This is a genomic window from Serratia inhibens (assembly GCF_003591175.1).
In the GTDB taxonomy this organism is placed as follows: domain Bacteria; phylum Pseudomonadota; class Gammaproteobacteria; order Enterobacterales; family Enterobacteriaceae; genus Serratia; species Serratia inhibens.
Genome location: NZ_QYYG01000001.1, coordinates 645,772 through 660,490 on the forward strand (window position 1 = coordinate 645,772; position 14,719 = coordinate 660,490).

Annotated in this window: 15 protein-coding genes; 9 read left to right on the plus strand and 6 right to left on the minus strand. The window is 57.1% G+C overall.

Annotated elements, in window-relative coordinates:
- The first annotated feature begins 43 nt into the window (after positions 1–43).
- The 9 genes from D4100_RS02990 to add all read left to right on the plus strand — a co-directional run bounded on the left by D4100_RS02990 (position 44) and on the right by add (position 7,483).
- On the plus strand, positions 44–799 hold the full coding sequence (locus tag D4100_RS02990) for a DeoR/GlpR family DNA-binding transcription regulator (protein ID WP_065506244.1): 756 nt from the start codon (positions 44–46) through the stop codon (positions 797–799).
- A gap of 576 nt (positions 800–1,375) precedes the next feature.
- Positions 1,376–2,356, plus strand: coding sequence for a 6-phosphofructokinase (locus D4100_RS02995; RefSeq protein ID WP_065506243.1), 981 nt, complete (start codon positions 1,376–1,378; stop codon positions 2,354–2,356).
- Positions 2,357–2,366: 10 nt separating this feature from the next.
- A complete protein-coding gene (locus D4100_RS03000; protein ID WP_065506242.1) occupies positions 2,367–2,681 on the plus strand; it encodes a PTS sugar transporter subunit IIB in 315 nt (104 codons plus the stop codon).
- The gene (locus D4100_RS03005) at positions 2,674–4,041 is read left to right on the plus strand and encodes a PTS sugar transporter subunit IIC (RefSeq protein WP_119803029.1); all 1,368 of its coding nucleotides are present in this window, start codon (positions 2,674–2,676) and stop codon (positions 4,039–4,041) included. Before D4100_RS03000 ends, D4100_RS03005 begins: the two co-directional genes overlap by 8 nt.
- Entirely contained in the window at positions 4,028–4,870 is an 843-nt protein-coding gene (locus tag D4100_RS03010) for a class II fructose-bisphosphate aldolase (protein WP_065506240.1), read from the plus strand. The genes D4100_RS03005 and D4100_RS03010 overlap by 14 nt, the downstream gene beginning before the upstream one ends.
- A 139-nt stretch (positions 4,871–5,009) precedes the next feature.
- A complete protein-coding gene (locus tag D4100_RS03015) occupies positions 5,010–5,279 on the plus strand; it encodes a hypothetical protein (protein ID WP_119803031.1) in 270 nt (89 codons plus the stop codon).
- A 9-nt stretch (positions 5,280–5,288) separates the two neighbouring features.
- Entirely contained in the window at positions 5,289–5,726 is a 438-nt protein-coding gene (locus D4100_RS03020) for a PTS sugar transporter subunit IIA (protein ID WP_065506832.1), read from the plus strand.
- Positions 5,723–6,301 carry a P-loop nucleotide/nucleoside kinase family protein gene (locus tag D4100_RS03025; RefSeq protein ID WP_119803033.1) on the plus strand — a complete coding sequence of 193 codons (579 nt, stop codon included), beginning with the start codon at positions 5,723–5,725 and terminating at the stop codon, positions 6,299–6,301. Before D4100_RS03020 ends, D4100_RS03025 begins: the two co-directional genes overlap by 4 nt.
- Before the next feature lie 183 nt (positions 6,302–6,484).
- Complete coding sequence (gene add / locus D4100_RS03030) at positions 6,485–7,483, plus strand: adenosine deaminase (RefSeq protein ID WP_065506237.1); 999 nt, start codon at positions 6,485–6,487, stop codon at positions 7,481–7,483.
- A gap of 32 nt (positions 7,484–7,515) precedes the next feature.
- Here add and D4100_RS03035 read toward each other — a convergent pair whose 3' ends face one another.
- The 6 genes from D4100_RS03035 to D4100_RS03060 form a co-directional block, all read right to left on the minus strand.
- A complete protein-coding gene (locus D4100_RS03035) occupies positions 7,516–8,511 on the minus strand; it encodes a bile acid:sodium symporter family protein (RefSeq protein WP_119803035.1) in 996 nt (331 codons plus the stop codon).
- Positions 8,512–8,586: 75 nt separating this feature from the next.
- Positions 8,587–9,627: an oxidoreductase gene (locus tag D4100_RS03040; RefSeq protein WP_119803037.1), complete on the minus strand. Its 1,041-nt coding sequence runs from the start codon at positions 9,625–9,627 to the stop codon at positions 8,587–8,589.
- 269 nt (positions 9,628–9,896) lie between these two features.
- Entirely contained in the window at positions 9,897–10,814 is a 918-nt protein-coding gene (gene araC / locus D4100_RS03045) for an arabinose operon transcriptional regulator AraC (RefSeq protein WP_004943909.1), read from the minus strand.
- A gap of 301 nt (positions 10,815–11,115) precedes the next feature.
- Entirely contained in the window at positions 11,116–12,099 is a 984-nt protein-coding gene (gene araH / locus D4100_RS03050; protein WP_065506230.1) for an L-arabinose ABC transporter permease AraH, read from the minus strand.
- Positions 12,100–12,116: 17 nt separating this feature from the next.
- A complete protein-coding gene (gene araG / locus D4100_RS03055; RefSeq protein ID WP_065506229.1) occupies positions 12,117–13,652 on the minus strand; it encodes an L-arabinose ABC transporter ATP-binding protein AraG in 1,536 nt (511 codons plus the stop codon).
- Between the two features lie 61 nt (positions 13,653–13,713).
- Positions 13,714–14,697 carry an arabinose ABC transporter substrate-binding protein gene (locus D4100_RS03060; RefSeq protein WP_065506228.1) on the minus strand — a complete coding sequence of 328 codons (984 nt, stop codon included), beginning with the start codon at positions 14,695–14,697 and terminating at the stop codon, positions 13,714–13,716.
- Positions 14,698–14,719: the final 22 nt, after the last annotated feature.

Sequence of the window (14,719 nt, forward strand, 5' to 3'; positions counted from 1 at the left end):
TGATCAAGATATTTCGTGCAATGCAAATTTAACGGGAAATCGGATGCTCACCAGTCAGCGCAAAAAAATCATTCTGGAAAAACTGGCACAGGACGGACAGGTGCTGGCCAAACAGCTTAGCGAAATGTTCGGGCTGTCCGAAGACACCCTCCGCCGCGATCTGCGTGAGCTGGACAGCGAAGGGCTGCTGCAAAGGGTCCACGGCGGCGCGCTGCCGGTATCCCCCGCCATCGGCACCTTTGCCGAAAGAAACGGGCAGGAATCCGCCGCCAAGCGCGCGATAGCCAAAGCCGCAGCGGCGATGATCATTCCAGGGCAAGTGGTGATCATCGATGGCGGCACCACCTCCGCCGAGCTGGTGAAACAACTGCCGCCCACGCTGGAGGCGACTATCGTCACTCACAGCCCCAGCGTGGCGGTCGGGTTGGTTGAACACCCCAAAGTGGAGGTGATCCTGATCGGCGGGCGGTTGTATAAACACTCGATCGTCAGCGTGGGTGCCGCCGCGGTGGAAGCCATGTCGCACATCCGCGCCGATATTTACTTTATGGGCGTGACGGGCGTGCACCCGACCGCCGGGCTGAGCACCGGCGACCTCGAAGAGGCCTACATCAAACGCGCGCTGGCGGCACGGGCGGCGGAAACCGTGGTGTTGGCCTCCGCCGCCAAGCTGAACGCCGCCTCCCAGTATGCGATTGGCGACATCACGCTGGCGCAGAGCATTATTGTCGAACGCGCGACCGACGCCGCGCTGATTGCCCCGCTGGAACAGGCCGGGGTCACGGTGATAAAAGCCTGAGCAGCGCGGCCAAATAAATCGCTTAATAAATACGCGGTTATTAAATGGCTGCGTTTAATACCGCGACACCCCAAGCTTGGGACGGGTGGGGAACATGCAGGTTAGCCGACCGTTGAGCGTCCATATAAGCGCGATACGAGCCTCCATGGACGGACTCACGGCGTGTCGGCGCTCTGCATGCTCCTCACCTGTAGCACTATTAGTGTTAGCGCGCAGCTATTTAATCCTGACCGCGTATTGAGGGATATTAATTTTACATATTCGTCTCACTGCCACAAAAAATGCGAGAGTAATCACATTTCATTAAACTGATCCCGGCCCAATCCGCTATTTTCCCGCCTTATAAAAAATTCCACAGTAATCAACCGGCAACATATTGATTATCAATAAATAGTCGCCCTTTCTCTTTTTCTCATCAAAAACAAAAACGAGATAAACCTCACAGAAAAACCGCCATCGATAGCGTTGTCAATGTGTTCCAAGGAAATATTTGTGATTGTTTTGTGATATCGCCTGCAAATTTTACCGATGCCAAAAATAACAATGGCTGCAACGGAACGGGCTGGGAGCAGGCATATGAAGATCGGTGTAGTAATAAGCGGTGGCGATGTCAGCGGCATCAACAACTTTATTTTCCAGGTCGCCAGGCTGGCGCAGGCAGATATCGTTCTGTTTAACGGTGGAATTCCGGGATTACTGGCTAATCAATATCATTCCATCGCCAGGCGCGAGCTGGTCGATTTCTCTATTTCATCGATGCCGATTATCTCTTCAGGTCGTACGGCAAAGAAACTGGTCGCCAGCGAATATGAAACTATCGGCAAGCAACTTAAAGCGCTGCACATTGACGTGCTTATTATGGCCGGCGGCGACGGCTCGCTGCAGTTTTTAAATACGCTCAGTGAGTTTGGCGTTAACTGTTTTGGCGTTGGCATGACCATCGACAATGACGTTTTCGGCAGCTGTTACAGCATTGGTTTTTCTACCGCCTGCGAACAGGTGATAAAAGAGGTCTCCAAACTGAGAAATACCGGGCGCGCCCTGCCGGGCCGCGTATTTATGATTGAGCTGCTGGGGGGTTACTGCGGGGAACTGACGCTGCAATCGGCGATAAAATCCAATGCGGACTTTGCCTTGATCCCAGAATGCCAACATCCCTTGAACGCATTGGCGGAAAAAATAACCCACCGGCTGGAGCGGCAAAACAGCGTTATCATTTTATGTTCGGAAGGATACACCAAAGAGTACTCGCCAGGTTTCCAGGGGGCGATCGACACCATGATTAAACAGCTGGAACCCAAGATTGGCGTGCGTATTCGCAAAACCATCGTGGGGTACGGCCTGCGCAATGGCGATCCCACTTGCGAAGAGATCTATCAGGGAACACTGATGGCCAGCGAAGTCGTGCGCTGTATTAATTCCGGAATGAAAAACAAGGCAATCATTATTAATGCCGGCAACCAACCTATTCCGATTGATTTAATCAGCATGCAAAAACGTTTGGTCGACACCGAAGGACACCATTACAAACTCGCCAGGCAGTTAAATATAATCTGAGGAGATGTCCATGCTTAAAATATTGTGTGTTTGTGGCTGCGGCCTCGGCTCCAGCTTTGCCATCGAAATGAGCGCAAAGGCGGTGCTGAAAAAACTGGAGATTGAAGCCGATATTGATCACACCACGATCTCTGAGGCCAGCGCCTTTAAATCAGATATTATTCTTACCCAAAAAACCTTCGCCGATATTTTAAATGCCGATGCCAGCGAAGAAGAAAAAAAACGGGTCATTGTTCTCCACCGGCTCACCGATAAAGTGGAAATAGAGCAAAAGATTGTGGCCTTTTTGAAAGAGCGCGACATGAAGGACCCCCATCATGAGTAGTCTGATCGATTTTATCGTCAAAGATCTGCTGGGCCAGGCGTCGATCCTGATTGCCTTTATCGCCATGCTGGGGTTGTTGCTGCAGAAAAAATCCACCGGCAAGGTCGCCGAAGGCACGTTCAAAACGCTGTTGGGCTTTCTGATCATGATGGCCGGCATCAACATCATCGTCGGTGCCCTGACCTACCTGAACAGTATCTTCACCCACGGCTTCGGCATGACCGGTTATATCACCGACGTCGCCGCCATTGCCGGCCTGGCCAACCGCGAGCTGGGTTCGGAAGTGGCGATGACCCTGCTGGTGATTTTCGCCGTGAATATCATCATCGCCCGCATCACTCCGTTCAAATACATTTTCCTGACCGGACAGGCGTTGTTGTGGATGGCCACCATCGGTGCGGTGATCGGCTATAAAGCCGGGTTGACCGGGATGCCGCTGATTTTGACCGGCGGGATCTTTGGCGGCGTGATGGCGGTGTTGATGCCGGCGCTGGCGCAGCCGGTAGTGCGCAAAATCACCGGCTCGGACGAGGTGGCGCTGGGGCACTTCTGCACCATCGGTTATCTGGTGCAGGCGGCGGTCGCCAAGGTGGTCGGCAAAGGCTCGCGTTCCACCGAGGATCTGGAGCTGCCCGACAACTTCAAGTTTCTGCAAGACACCTATCTGTCGATGGCGGTGGTGATGATCCCGATGTACCTGATCCCTGCGCTGGCGGCCGGGCCACAGTTCATCGCCCAATACGCCGGCGGGATGAACTACCTGATGTACTCCTTTATGCAGGCCATTCAGTTCGTCGCCGGCGTGTTTATCCTCTACAGCGGCGTGCGTCTGTTGCTGAATGAGCTGGTGCCGGCGTTTCGCGGCATTGCCATGCGCATCGTGCCGGATGCCCGCCCGGCGCTGGATTGCCCGGTGTTGTTCCCCTATGCGCCCAATGCGGTGATTGTCGGCTTCCTGGCCACGACCCTGGGTTCGATCATCGGCATGATCGTTTTCCCGATGTTCGGTCTGGCGATGATCCTGCCCGGCCTGCTCACCAACTTCTTCGCCGGCGGCACCGCGGGCATTTTCGGTAACGCCCTTGGCGGGCGGCGCGGCGCGATGATCGGGGGCGTGGTTCACGGTCTGTTCATCACCTTCCTGCCGGCCATTCTGGTGCCGATGCTGGAAAGTTACGGTTTTGTCGGCGTGACCTTCAGCGATTCCGACGTCATCAGCAGCGGTCTGGTGATGGGGCATGCCTTCCAGGGCAACTGGCTGTTCATCGCCCTGTTCATTGTCTTCGTCACGCTGATTGCGTGGTTCGTTAACGGTAAGTCAACCAAACACCATGAGGGAAAAGTCCATGAAACTCTATAATTTCAACGAGCTGTTGTCCGTTGCCAAGGCCCGCGACTTCAAGGCGATAGGCTCATTCAATCTTCATTGCCTGGAGATGCTGCCGGCCTTTTTCAGGGCGGCCAAGGCCACCCACAGCCCGCTGATGATCCAGATTTCCACCGGTACCGCCGAATATCTGGGCTACCGGCTGCTGGTTGATTCGGTGCGCTCGCTGGCGGCAAGCGAAGATGTGCCCACCTGTCTGCATCTGGATCACTGCTCGGACATCGCCGCCATCGAGACGGCGATTGATGCCGGTTTCAGTTCGGTGATGTATGACGGTTCGCACCTTGATATGGACGAGAATATCGCCAATACCCGCAAGGTGATCGACATTGCCCGCCAGCGTAACGTCTCGGTGGAGGCTGAACTGGGCGCCATCGGCGGTTCGGAGGACGGCAAGGCGGTTGCGGAAGAGGACATCTGTTTTACTACCGTAGAAGACGCCAAGCGCTTTGTAGACGAAACCGGGGTCGATATGCTGGCCGTGTCGGTCGGCACCGTCCACGGGCTGTACACCGGTAAGGCGCATATCCAGCACCAGCGCCTGGCGGAAATCACCGAGGCCACCCATACCCCGCTGGTATTGCACGGCGGCACCGGGGTCAGCGATGAAGACATGCGGCGCGCGGTGGCCGGCGGCATTGAAAAGGTCAACGTGGGCACCGAGATGAACGTGCAATGGGTTGGGCGCTGCAAGCAGACATTTGAAAAAGGCAAAGTGAACGACAGCGTGCGGAAATTCCTGATCCCGGCCAATAATGCCGTCACCGAAGTATTAACGGAAAAGATCGGTCTGTTTAAATAACGGTTGTCATTAGTTCTTAATATATACCCTGTGCATTTCAAGTCGCGGTTAAGCGGTTAACTATTAGTCCCGGATCCTCAGTTATTGCAGGGTGCTGCATGCTGCGGCGTGAAAGGCGCAGGTATAGACTGGAGAATATATGTTTAATTTTATGAAACGTCAGCGGGAAAAAGAAACTTTGCCCGCCACGAATTACGATGATGAAGCCAATGAAATTGCAGCCGAAATTAACACACTGGAACGGCAGTTGGCAGCAACGCCGGCGGACGGCGAAATCCATAAGGCATTAATGCTGGCCTATAATCGGGCAGTAAAGATTTATGCCAAAAGCCGGCACCATCGCCAACATATCGATACCGTTTTTATCAAGATGGACGAGCTGCGCAATATTATCAGGAAAAATCTCTGAGGGATCATGATGACAATTAAACAACTGCTGATTGAGGCCGGCGCCATACAGGTCGGCATCAAGGAAACGGACTGGCAAAAGGTCATTACGCTGGCGGCGCAGCCCTTGGTGGATAACGGCTATATTCACGCCTCTTATTATCAGGCGGTGATCAGCAATACGCTGGCCCACGGCGCTTATTACGTGTTTGACGAAGGCATCGCCATCCCCCACGCACGGCCGGAGTGCGGGGTCATTAAAAACTGCTTCAGCATGGTGTTGCTGGAGGAGCCCATCGCCTTTCGCGACAGCGAAAAGGCCGATATCGTCATTCTGTTCGGCGCCACCGACAGTAACCGGCATATTGAAGAAGGCATTCGCGCCATTGTCGATTTGCTGGACAATAAAGAGCGGCTCGACAAGCTCCGCGCGGCGAAAATATGGCAAGAGGTGGTGGACATATTATGACTCTGGCAAGCGGAAAAACCGTCATTCTGGTCAATGGCGTTCCTGCCTCCGGCAAAAGCACCGTCGCGCAGGCTTTGGCGCAGCATTTCGGCCTGCCTTATCTGGCCATCGACGGTATCAAGGAGCCTTTTATGTCGCGGCTGGACAACGTGGATCGGGGGCTGAACCGGCGGCTTGGCTGCGCCGCTTATGAAGCCATTTGGTCAATCGTGGCGCAGGCCCCCGACTGCTGCACTTACGTTATCGACGCCTGGTTCGGCTTTCAGCCCAGAGAGCAGTTGCGCCATTACCTGCGCGAAGCCGGGGTGACGCAACCTCTGGAAGTGTGGAACCAGATTTCCGGCGAGCTGGCGGCAGAGCGCTATGCTTCGCGCATCGGGCAACGGCCCAAAGGCCACCCCGGTACAGAATATTTGCCTGAATTGCGGGCGCTGGCCGAACGCGCCGCCCCGATGGCCATCGGCCCGGTGATCCGGGTTGAGCAAGCTCAGCCGCTGGAGATCGGCCGGATTGTCGACTCGCTGGCGGAGTACGGCATCGGTGGCGATAACGTCGGCAAGCGGATGGCGGGTTGATGTTTTCCGCGACTGCAAGCCAGGGCAAGCGCGGGAACTTCTCCCGCCATTGCACAAAAATGCGACGCCCTTCGCAATTAATGTGATTTAAATCACTTTTTTATGCAACCTAATGGTAATTTTCATTCTTTTGTTTTTATACTGATATGCACTTTACCTACAACAAAATAACGAGTGCATATCATGATTGACTCCCGCCTACCGCTTACCGACATTCACCGTCATCTCGACGGCAACATCCGTGCGCAAACCATTCTCGATCTGGGCCGTCAGTTCAATCTGGCCCTGCCCGCTGACGAGCTGGAAGCGTTGCGCCCGCACGTGCAAATCACCCATGCCGAACCGGATCTGATCAGCTTTCTGCAAAAGCTGGACTGGGGCGTGGCGGTGCTGGGCGACCTGGATGCCTGCCGCCGGGTTGCCTACGAAAACGTAGAGGACGCGGCCAATGCCGGCCTGCACTATGCCGAGCTGCGCTTCTCGCCGTATTACATGGCGATGAAACACCAACTGCCGGTGGCTGGCGTAGTCGAAGCGGTGATCGACGGCATTCGTTCCGGCGTTCGCGATCGGGGCATCGATGTCCGCCTGATCGGCATCATGAGCCGTACCTTTGGCGAAGCAGCCTGTTTGCAAGAACTGGAGGGCCTGTTGGCGCACCGCGACGGCATTACCGCGCTGGATCTGGCCGGTGACGAGCTGGGCTTCCCGGGTAGCCTGTTTCTCAGCCACTTCAACCGTGCCCGCGACGCCGGCTTGCGCATTACCGTGCACGCGGGCGAAGCCGCAGGCCCGGAAAGCATCTGGCAGGCGATCCGCGAGCTGGGTGCCGAGCGTATCGGCCACGGGGTGAAAGCGATTGAGGATCCGGCGCTGATGGACTTCCTGGCTGAACACGGCATCGGCATCGAATCCTGCCTGACCTCCAATATTCAGACCAGCACCGTCTCTTCTCTGGCCCAGCATCCGCTGGCGAAATTCCTGCGCCACGGCGTGCTGGCCTCGATCAACACCGATGACCCGGCGGTTCAGGGCATCGAGATCGAACACGAATACCGGGTAGCGGCACCACAGGCCGGGCTGACGCCGGCTGAAATCCGCACCGCACAGGAAAACGGCCTGAAAATGGCGTTCCTCAGCGAGCAGGAAAAGCAGGCTTTGCGCGATAAAGTGCGAGGCTGATGAAGCAAGGGGCGCGTATAACGCGCCCCGGTTTATTTCAACGCCAACGCCTCTCGCTGTTTGGCGGTTTTGCGCGCATAGCGCTGCGCCAGTACGGCGCACACCATCAGTTGCACCTGATGGAAAATCATCAGCGGCAGCACCATGGCCCCCACCGCTGCGGCCGGAAACAGCACGTTGGCCATCGGAATGCCGTTCGCCAGGCTCTTTTTCGAGCCGCAGAACACAATGGTGATCTCATCGGCGGTATCGAACCCCAGCCAGCGCGCAGTGTAAGTGTTAATAATCAGCACCACCGTCAGCAGCACCAGCGACATCACCAGAATGGTCAGCAACGACCAGCCATCAATCCGGTGCCAGATGCCTTCCACCACCGCCGCACTGAACGCGGTATACACCACCAGCAATATCGATGAACGGTCAGTGATGTTGATCAGTTTACGGTGGCGATCGACCCATTTACCGATCAACGGCCGCGCCAGGTGCCCCACCACAAACGGCACCATCAGTTGCAGGATTATCGAACCAATGGCGTGCAGCACGTCGGTGTTTCCACCCTGGGTATGCATCAAGGCCCCCACCAGCAGCGGCGACAGGAAAACGCCGAGGATACTGGACGCCGAAGCGCTGCAAATCGCCGCGGCCACGTTACCGCCCGCCGCAGAAGTAAAGGCGATAGCCGACTGAACCGTCGCCGGCAGCGCGCACAGATAAAGGAAGCCCAGATAAACCGTCGGCGTCATCAGCCCCGGCACCATCCAATTCATCGTCAGCCCCAATAGCGGGAACAGCGCGAAAGTACTGAGAAACACCACCAGATGCAGTTTCCAGTGGCTCATGCCGGCGATAATCGCCTCGCGCGACAGCTTGGCGCCATGCATAAAGAACAGCAGCGCAATGGCAGCGGTTGTCAGGCGTTCGAAGAAAGTTTTCCATACCCCTTCGCAGGGGAAGATCGAGGCGACGATCACCACCAAAATCAGGACCAATAAAAACTTATCAATACGCAGACGCTGTAACCAGGACATGAATAGGGATCCCTCGAAGAGTAAAACGGGTTCGACCCGCGAACCCGGAACCATAAATGGCGGAAGCTACTGCGTTCAGACTACCGGCAGCGCCTTTTGCTGTTTCGCAGACTCAATGCCCAGCTCGATCATTTCCATCACTTTGATGGCGTCGTCGGCCGGCACCGGGTTTTCGCCCTCGCCGTTAATCGCATCGCGGATTGCCGCGTAATAAGCCGGGTAGTTGCCGGGAATGCTCAGCAACGGCGTCTCCGCCAGCATGCCATTACGTGACAATGTCACTACACCGTCGCGCATATCGTAGCCCCAGTCGGCCTGCGGCAGGCGCTCACCGGCTTTAAGACGGTCTTCCTGCGGATCCAGCCCGAACTTGATAAAGCTGCCCTGGGTGCCATGCACGATATAACGCGCGGTTTCCGCCGCTGCCAGCACCGTGCCGTGCAGCACTACCCGGCGGTTGCCGTAGTTCAACACCGCGTGGAAATAATCCACCGATTGCGAGCCAGGGCGCAGTTCGCCCAGATCGACAAACAGCATTTGCGGCTTGCCGAACAGTTGCAGCGCCTGATCGATCAGATGCGGCCCCAAATCGTACCAGATGCCGGTGCCGGCACCGGCCTGTTCGCGCCAGCGCTGACGCACTTCCGGCCGGAAGCGATCGAAATGCGATTCAAAGTAAACCACTTCGCCGAGCGCGCCTTCTTTCAGCAGCGTCTTTAGCGTGAGGAAATCGCTGTCCCAGCGGCGGTTGTGGAACACCGACAACAGTTTGCCGCTCTGTTCCGCCTGCTGTTTCAATTCTTGCGCTTGCGACAATGTCACGGTAAAGGGTTTGTCTACCACCACGTGCTTGCCGGCGGCCATCGCCTGCTGCGCCAGCGGAAAGTGGGTATCGTTGGGGGTGGGAATGACGATCAGATCGATAGAGGGGTCGTTGAACAGCGCCTGCGGATCGCTCACTACGGTCATCGCAGGCCAGTCGGCGTGCACTTTGCCTGCATCGCTGCTCGACACGGCGGCCAGTTCTACACCCGGGGTGCCGACAATCAGCGGCGCATGAAAGGTTTTGCTGGCATAGCCGTAACCGACCAGCCCAACCCGAATTTTTTCTGCCATGGTATTTCCTCTTGCTGGCTCGCTATAGACCCATCCGATTTGACACCATGATGCAGGTGGGAACAAGAAGTAAATGTTATGTTAACGGTAGCGACGCGCAATAATCCCACTCTTCAATCAACGTGACCGAGACGCTTCATTACCGTCGGGGACAGAGGGTATCGGTGGGCACTTAACATCATTGGACTAGCCGACCCTTTTACGCGGTAACCGGGTTCCCTTTCCCTCTGGCAGCCCGGTTACCGCGCATGTCCTCAACGCTACTACAGTTAGCCGGTAACAGCCGCGTAAGGCGATTGGCGCTCGCTTTTCGCCGGGTAGTTAATCTCCAGGCTGCGGCGGCGGAAATCGCTTGGGCTGACCCCCACCCGTTTGCGGAATACGCGAGAAAAATAGAGTTGATCGTCGTAACCCACCACCCGGCCGATAGTGGCGATCGACTCCTGCGTAGTCTGCAACAGCAGCTTGGCGCGGATCACCCGCTGATCCTCGCGCCAGCGCAGGATATTGATGCCCACCTGCTCACGGAACAGGTGGGCCAGCCGCGACGGCGACAGGCAGACATGGCGCGCCACCTCGTCAATGCGCAACTCGCCCGCCAGGTTGCCGGTGATGAACTGGCAGGCTTCGATGACGCGCGGATCCATGATTTTCTGCGGGCTGAGCGGATCTTCTTCCATCGCGCGCAGCAACAGGCGTTCCAGCAGGTTCATGCCCAGCTCTTCCGCAAAACGGCGGCCGGAACGCTGGGTCTGTTCGATATTGGCGAACAACCGATCGAATTCCAGCAACAGGTTATTGTTTGGCAGCGTCAGGCGCCCCACCTCGTGGGTTTTGCTGTGCCATTCCAACCAATCGGCCCAGTAGGCGCGCGGGCGGAAATAGACCCAGCGGTGATACCAGCAGTCGCTGTCCGGTGAACGGCCATAGTAATGGGATGCCTTGGGAGGAAACAGCAGCAGGTCGCCGGGATTGCAGTATAAGGTGTCCTCGCCGTCAAACACCTTGCCCTGGCCCTTGATGGTCAGGTTGAGAATATAGCCCTTCATGCCGCCGGGGCGGTCGATAAAGAAATCCAGCGGGCCGTCCGCCATGATCGGCGTCAGCCCGGCCACCAGATAGGCATTGAAGGTGTAACCCGGTAACAGCGGGTTCGGTTGCGGTTCCTGTGCCATGCGATGATACATCGGTCCTCCCGGAACGGTTTCAGCAACGAACTTATAGCTTAGATAACAATCCTATACCCTATGGCTTTCAAGTTGGCCGCTCTAGCGCATCCATGCGCTCGCGGCATTCGTACATCCCTGTACAGCACTGCTAGGCGCCCAGCTCACTCATCCCCAGGCGCTTACTTAAGTAAGTAACTGGGGTGAGTTAGTGCAGGCAACAACGCTGCAGCTTGAAAGACGACGGGTATAACCAAGTGTATCGGCCCGGCAGATTACTGCCTGAGCCGATGGCAGAACTGTGAGCAGGGTTAGCGATTTTCTACGCCGTGCGTTTGGCCTGCTGTTTGTAGCGGTCGAAAATTACCGCCGCCAACAGGATCACGCCGCGCACCACATATTGCGAGAACGGCGAAATATTCAGCAAATTCATTGCGTTCTCTACCGTCCCGAGGATCAGGATGCCGGCGATAACGTAGGAAATCTTGCCGATACCGCCCTTCAGCGACACCCCGCCCAGTACGCAGGCCGAGATCACGATCAGCTCATAGCCGATCGAGGTCATCGGCTGGCCGCTGGTCATGCGCGAAGCCAGAATGATGCCGGCGGCGGCCGAAACCAGCCCGGACAGCACAAAGATGATGATTTTAGTGCGCACCACCGGCACCCCGGCCAGGCGCGCCGCCTCTTCGTTGCCGCCGATCGCCAGCGTATTGCGGCCAAAGGTGGTTTTGTTGAGCAGGAAACCGAACAGGATCAGGCAGGCGACGGTGATCCAGATCGGTGCAGGCAGCCCCAGCCAGTTGGCGTAGCCCAGGGTGAAGAAGCGTTCGTCTTCAATGCCCACCGCTTTGCCGTCGGAAATGATGTAGGCCAGGCCGCGCAAGATCTGCATGGTGGCCAACGTGGTGATCAGGGCGTTGATTTTCAGCCGTGCGATGACGAAGCCGTTAATCAACCCCGACGCCACGCCCAACAGCAGGCCGGCGCCTACGCCGATCCACAGGCTTTCGGTCAGGTTGATCACCACCGCAGTGGTGACCCCGGCGCAAGCGATGACCGAGGCGACGGACAGATCGAAGTCGCCGGAGGCCAGGCAAAACAGCATGCCGCAGGCCACCATGCCGGACATGGATATCGCCAACCCCAGCCCTTTCATGTTGATGAAAGAGCCGAAGTTAGGCACAAACACTACGCAGGCGATAAACAGCACCGCGAACACCACCAGCATGCCGTAGCTGTCCCAGATACGCGTCAGCCCCCGGCCGCTGCGGTTTTTCACAGAATGGGTCGTTATGGTCGACATCTCTTTCTCCTTCACAATCAGGCCACCGCCGCAGCGGCATCAGGGGCAATATCGGGGGTGCGCAGCATCGCCAGGCTGAGGGCTTTTTCCTCGTTGGCATCGTCGTGCTGTAACTCGCCGGAAATGGCGCCTTCGCGCATCACGATGATGCGGTCCGCCAGCCCCAGCACTTCGGGCAAATCGCTGGAAGCGAACAGCACCGCGATGCCCTGCTGCGCCAGTTGGTAAATCACATGGTAAATTTCATGCTTGGCGCCGACGTCGATACCGCGCGTCGGTTCATCCAGCAGGATCACTTTCATTTCTTCCGACAGCCAGCGGCCCAGAATCGCCTTCTGCTGGTTACCGCCGGATAAATTCATAATCAGCTGACCGGCACTTGGGGTTTTGATATTCAGCGCACGGATGTGATGGTCGGCATTGCTGACCTCCCAGCCGTTATTGATCAGGCAGCCTGCGCGGATGCTTTTACGCCGTGCGCTGATGTTGATGTTGTCTCGCACCGAATGCACAGGAATGATGCCGTCCGCCTTGCGGTCCTCCGGGCACAGCATGATGCCGGCGCGGATAGCGTCTATCGGCGAACGGATATCCAGCCGCTGGCCATCCAGCGTCAGTTGCCCGCTACTGACCCGCGTGGCGCCGAAAATGCCCTTCATCAGTTCGCTGCGCCCGGCACCCACCAGGCCGAACAGCCCGACAATTTCCCCGGCACGCACGCTCAGATCGATAGGGGTTTTGACGCCAGGCGCCTGCAACCCCTGTAGCGTCAACCTCACCGGCCCCAGTTCACGCGGCTGATAACCGTAGACGTCGGCGATATCGCGGCCCACCATCGCCTGCACCAGTTGCGCGTTGTTGACCTGGCTCATGTCGTCAAAAGTGCGCACATAGCGGCCGTCTTTGAATACCGTAATGGCATCGCTGAGGGCAAAGATCTCCTCCATACGGTGCGAAACGTAGAGGATCACCCGCCCTTCGGCGCGCAGTTCGCGGATCACCCGGAACAATTGCTCAATCTCTCTGGCGGACAGCGAACTGGTGGGTTCGTCAAATGCGATCACCTTGGCGTTGCGCGCCAACGCCTTGGCGATTTCCACCATCTGCCACTGGCCGATCGACAGGTATTTCAGCGGCGTATCCGGGTCGATATCCAACCCGAGATGCTCCAGCTGCAAGCGGGATTCGTAACGCAACAGCTTGCGATCCACCAGCCCGAGTTTGGTCGGCAACTGGCCGAGATAAATGTTCTCCGCCACCGTCATTTCCGGCACCAGATGCAGCTCCTGGTAGATAATCGCCACCCCGGCGTTCAAGGCATCTGTGGTGTTGGTGAACTGTACCGGCTGGCCTTTCAACTGAATTTCGCCCTGGGTCGGCGCGTAGTTGCCGCTGAGGATTTTCAGCAGCGTGGATTTCCCGGCGCCGTTTTCCCCCATCAACGCGTGGATCTGCCCGGCCTGGCAGCTGAAACTGATATCATCCAGCGCCTTCACGCCCGGGAAGGTTTTACCGATGCCTTTAAACGTCAGATACGGCAATGCGGCGGTCATAATGCGATCCTCCTGCGGTCAAAAATGCCGCCCGGCGTTAACGCTGCGGGCGGCTCGGTGATTACATCAGGCCTTTTTTCTGCAGTTCGGTTTTAAAGTTGTCGCGGGTGATCAGCACCACGTCGGTCACTTCGGTAAATTTCTGCGGCTCCACGCCCTTCTCTACCCAGTCATGCAGCATCTGAATGCTTTTGTAGCCGTGAATGTCCGGGCTTGGCAGCAGCGAGCCGTAGAAACCGGTAGCCTGCGCCTTGGACAGTTCGCTGACCGCGTCCACACCGTTGATGCCGATGCCGATCACGTTCGGCGCCTTGAAACCCTGGCCTTCGGTTGCGCGCACGCCGCCCAGCACGGTGTTGTCGTTCATGCCGACAATCAGCCAGTTTTTCACTTCAGGATGTTGCACCAGCATCGAGTTGGCGGCATCGAACGCACCCGGGATATCGTTGGACTTGGTCGGCACCGAGTAGATTTGTTTTTCCGGGAAGCCGGCCGCTTTCAACGCGGCAATCGAACCGCCGGTGCGGCGACGGGCGGTATCCAGCTCATCGGCGGTGATCGCCATCACGGCGGTGTCCGCCGGTTTCCAGCCGCGTTTGTTCATCTCTTTCCACAGTTCCTGGCCCTGGCGCTCACCGATTTTGGTAGCCGCCATCATCACCAGCGGCACGCTGTCCATAGGTTTGCCTTTGGCGGTGACGAACTGATCGTCCACGGCGATCACTTTCAGGTTGTAACTGCGCGCCTTGGCGACGATCGCCGAGCCAAGTTTCGGATCCGGCGTGCAGATGACAAAACCCTTGGCTCCGCTGGCCGCCAGACTGTCGATGGCGTTAAGGGTTTTTTCCCCGTCCGGCACGGCAATTTTGATCACTTCAAAACCGAGATCCTTACCGGCCTTGTCGGCAAATTTCCATTCGGTCTGGAACCAGGGTTCCTCTGGCTGCTTGACCAAAAAGCCCAGCTTCATGGTCTCGGCGACAGCCGAATGTGACATAACGGCCGCCAGACCCAGTACCGCCAGCGCCTTAGTGAATTTATGCATGATGCTCTCCGCAGTGTTGTTC

Bases quoted from the DNA above. Each gene is read 5' to 3' on its own strand.
- D4100_RS02990 (WP_065506244.1), top strand. From the start codon at position 44: ATGCTCACCAGTCAGCGCAAAAAAATCATTCTGGAAAAACTGGCACAG.
- D4100_RS02995 (WP_065506243.1), top strand. From the start codon at position 1,376: ATGAAGATCGGTGTAGTAATAAGCGGTGGCGATGTCAGCGGCATCAAC.
- D4100_RS03000 (WP_065506242.1), top strand. From the start codon at position 2,367: ATGCTTAAAATATTGTGTGTTTGTGGCTGCGGCCTCGGCTCCAGCTTT.
- D4100_RS03005 (WP_119803029.1), top strand. From the start codon at position 2,674: ATGAGTAGTCTGATCGATTTTATCGTCAAAGATCTGCTGGGCCAGGCG.
- D4100_RS03010 (WP_065506240.1), top strand. From the start codon at position 4,028: ATGAAACTCTATAATTTCAACGAGCTGTTGTCCGTTGCCAAGGCCCGC.
- D4100_RS03015 (WP_119803031.1), top strand. From the start codon at position 5,010: ATGTTTAATTTTATGAAACGTCAGCGGGAAAAAGAAACTTTGCCCGCC.
- D4100_RS03020 (WP_065506832.1), top strand. From the start codon at position 5,289: ATGACAATTAAACAACTGCTGATTGAGGCCGGCGCCATACAGGTCGGC.
- D4100_RS03025 (WP_119803033.1), top strand. From the start codon at position 5,723: ATGACTCTGGCAAGCGGAAAAACCGTCATTCTGGTCAATGGCGTTCCT.
- add (WP_065506237.1), top strand. From the start codon at position 6,485: ATGATTGACTCCCGCCTACCGCTTACCGACATTCACCGTCATCTCGAC.
- D4100_RS03035 (WP_119803035.1), bottom strand. From the start codon at position 8,511: ATGTCCTGGTTACAGCGTCTGCGTATTGATAAGTTTTTATTGGTCCTG.
- D4100_RS03040 (WP_119803037.1), bottom strand. From the start codon at position 9,627: ATGGCAGAAAAAATTCGGGTTGGGCTGGTCGGTTACGGCTATGCCAGC.
- araC (WP_004943909.1), bottom strand. From the start codon at position 10,814: ATGTATCATCGCATGGCACAGGAACCGCAACCGAACCCGCTGTTACCG.
- araH (WP_065506230.1), bottom strand. From the start codon at position 12,099: ATGTCGACCATAACGACCCATTCTGTGAAAAACCGCAGCGGCCGGGGG.
- araG (WP_065506229.1), bottom strand. From the start codon at position 13,652: ATGACCGCCGCATTGCCGTATCTGACGTTTAAAGGCATCGGTAAAACC.
- D4100_RS03060 (WP_065506228.1), bottom strand. From the start codon at position 14,697: ATGCATAAATTCACTAAGGCGCTGGCGGTACTGGGTCTGGCGGCCGTT.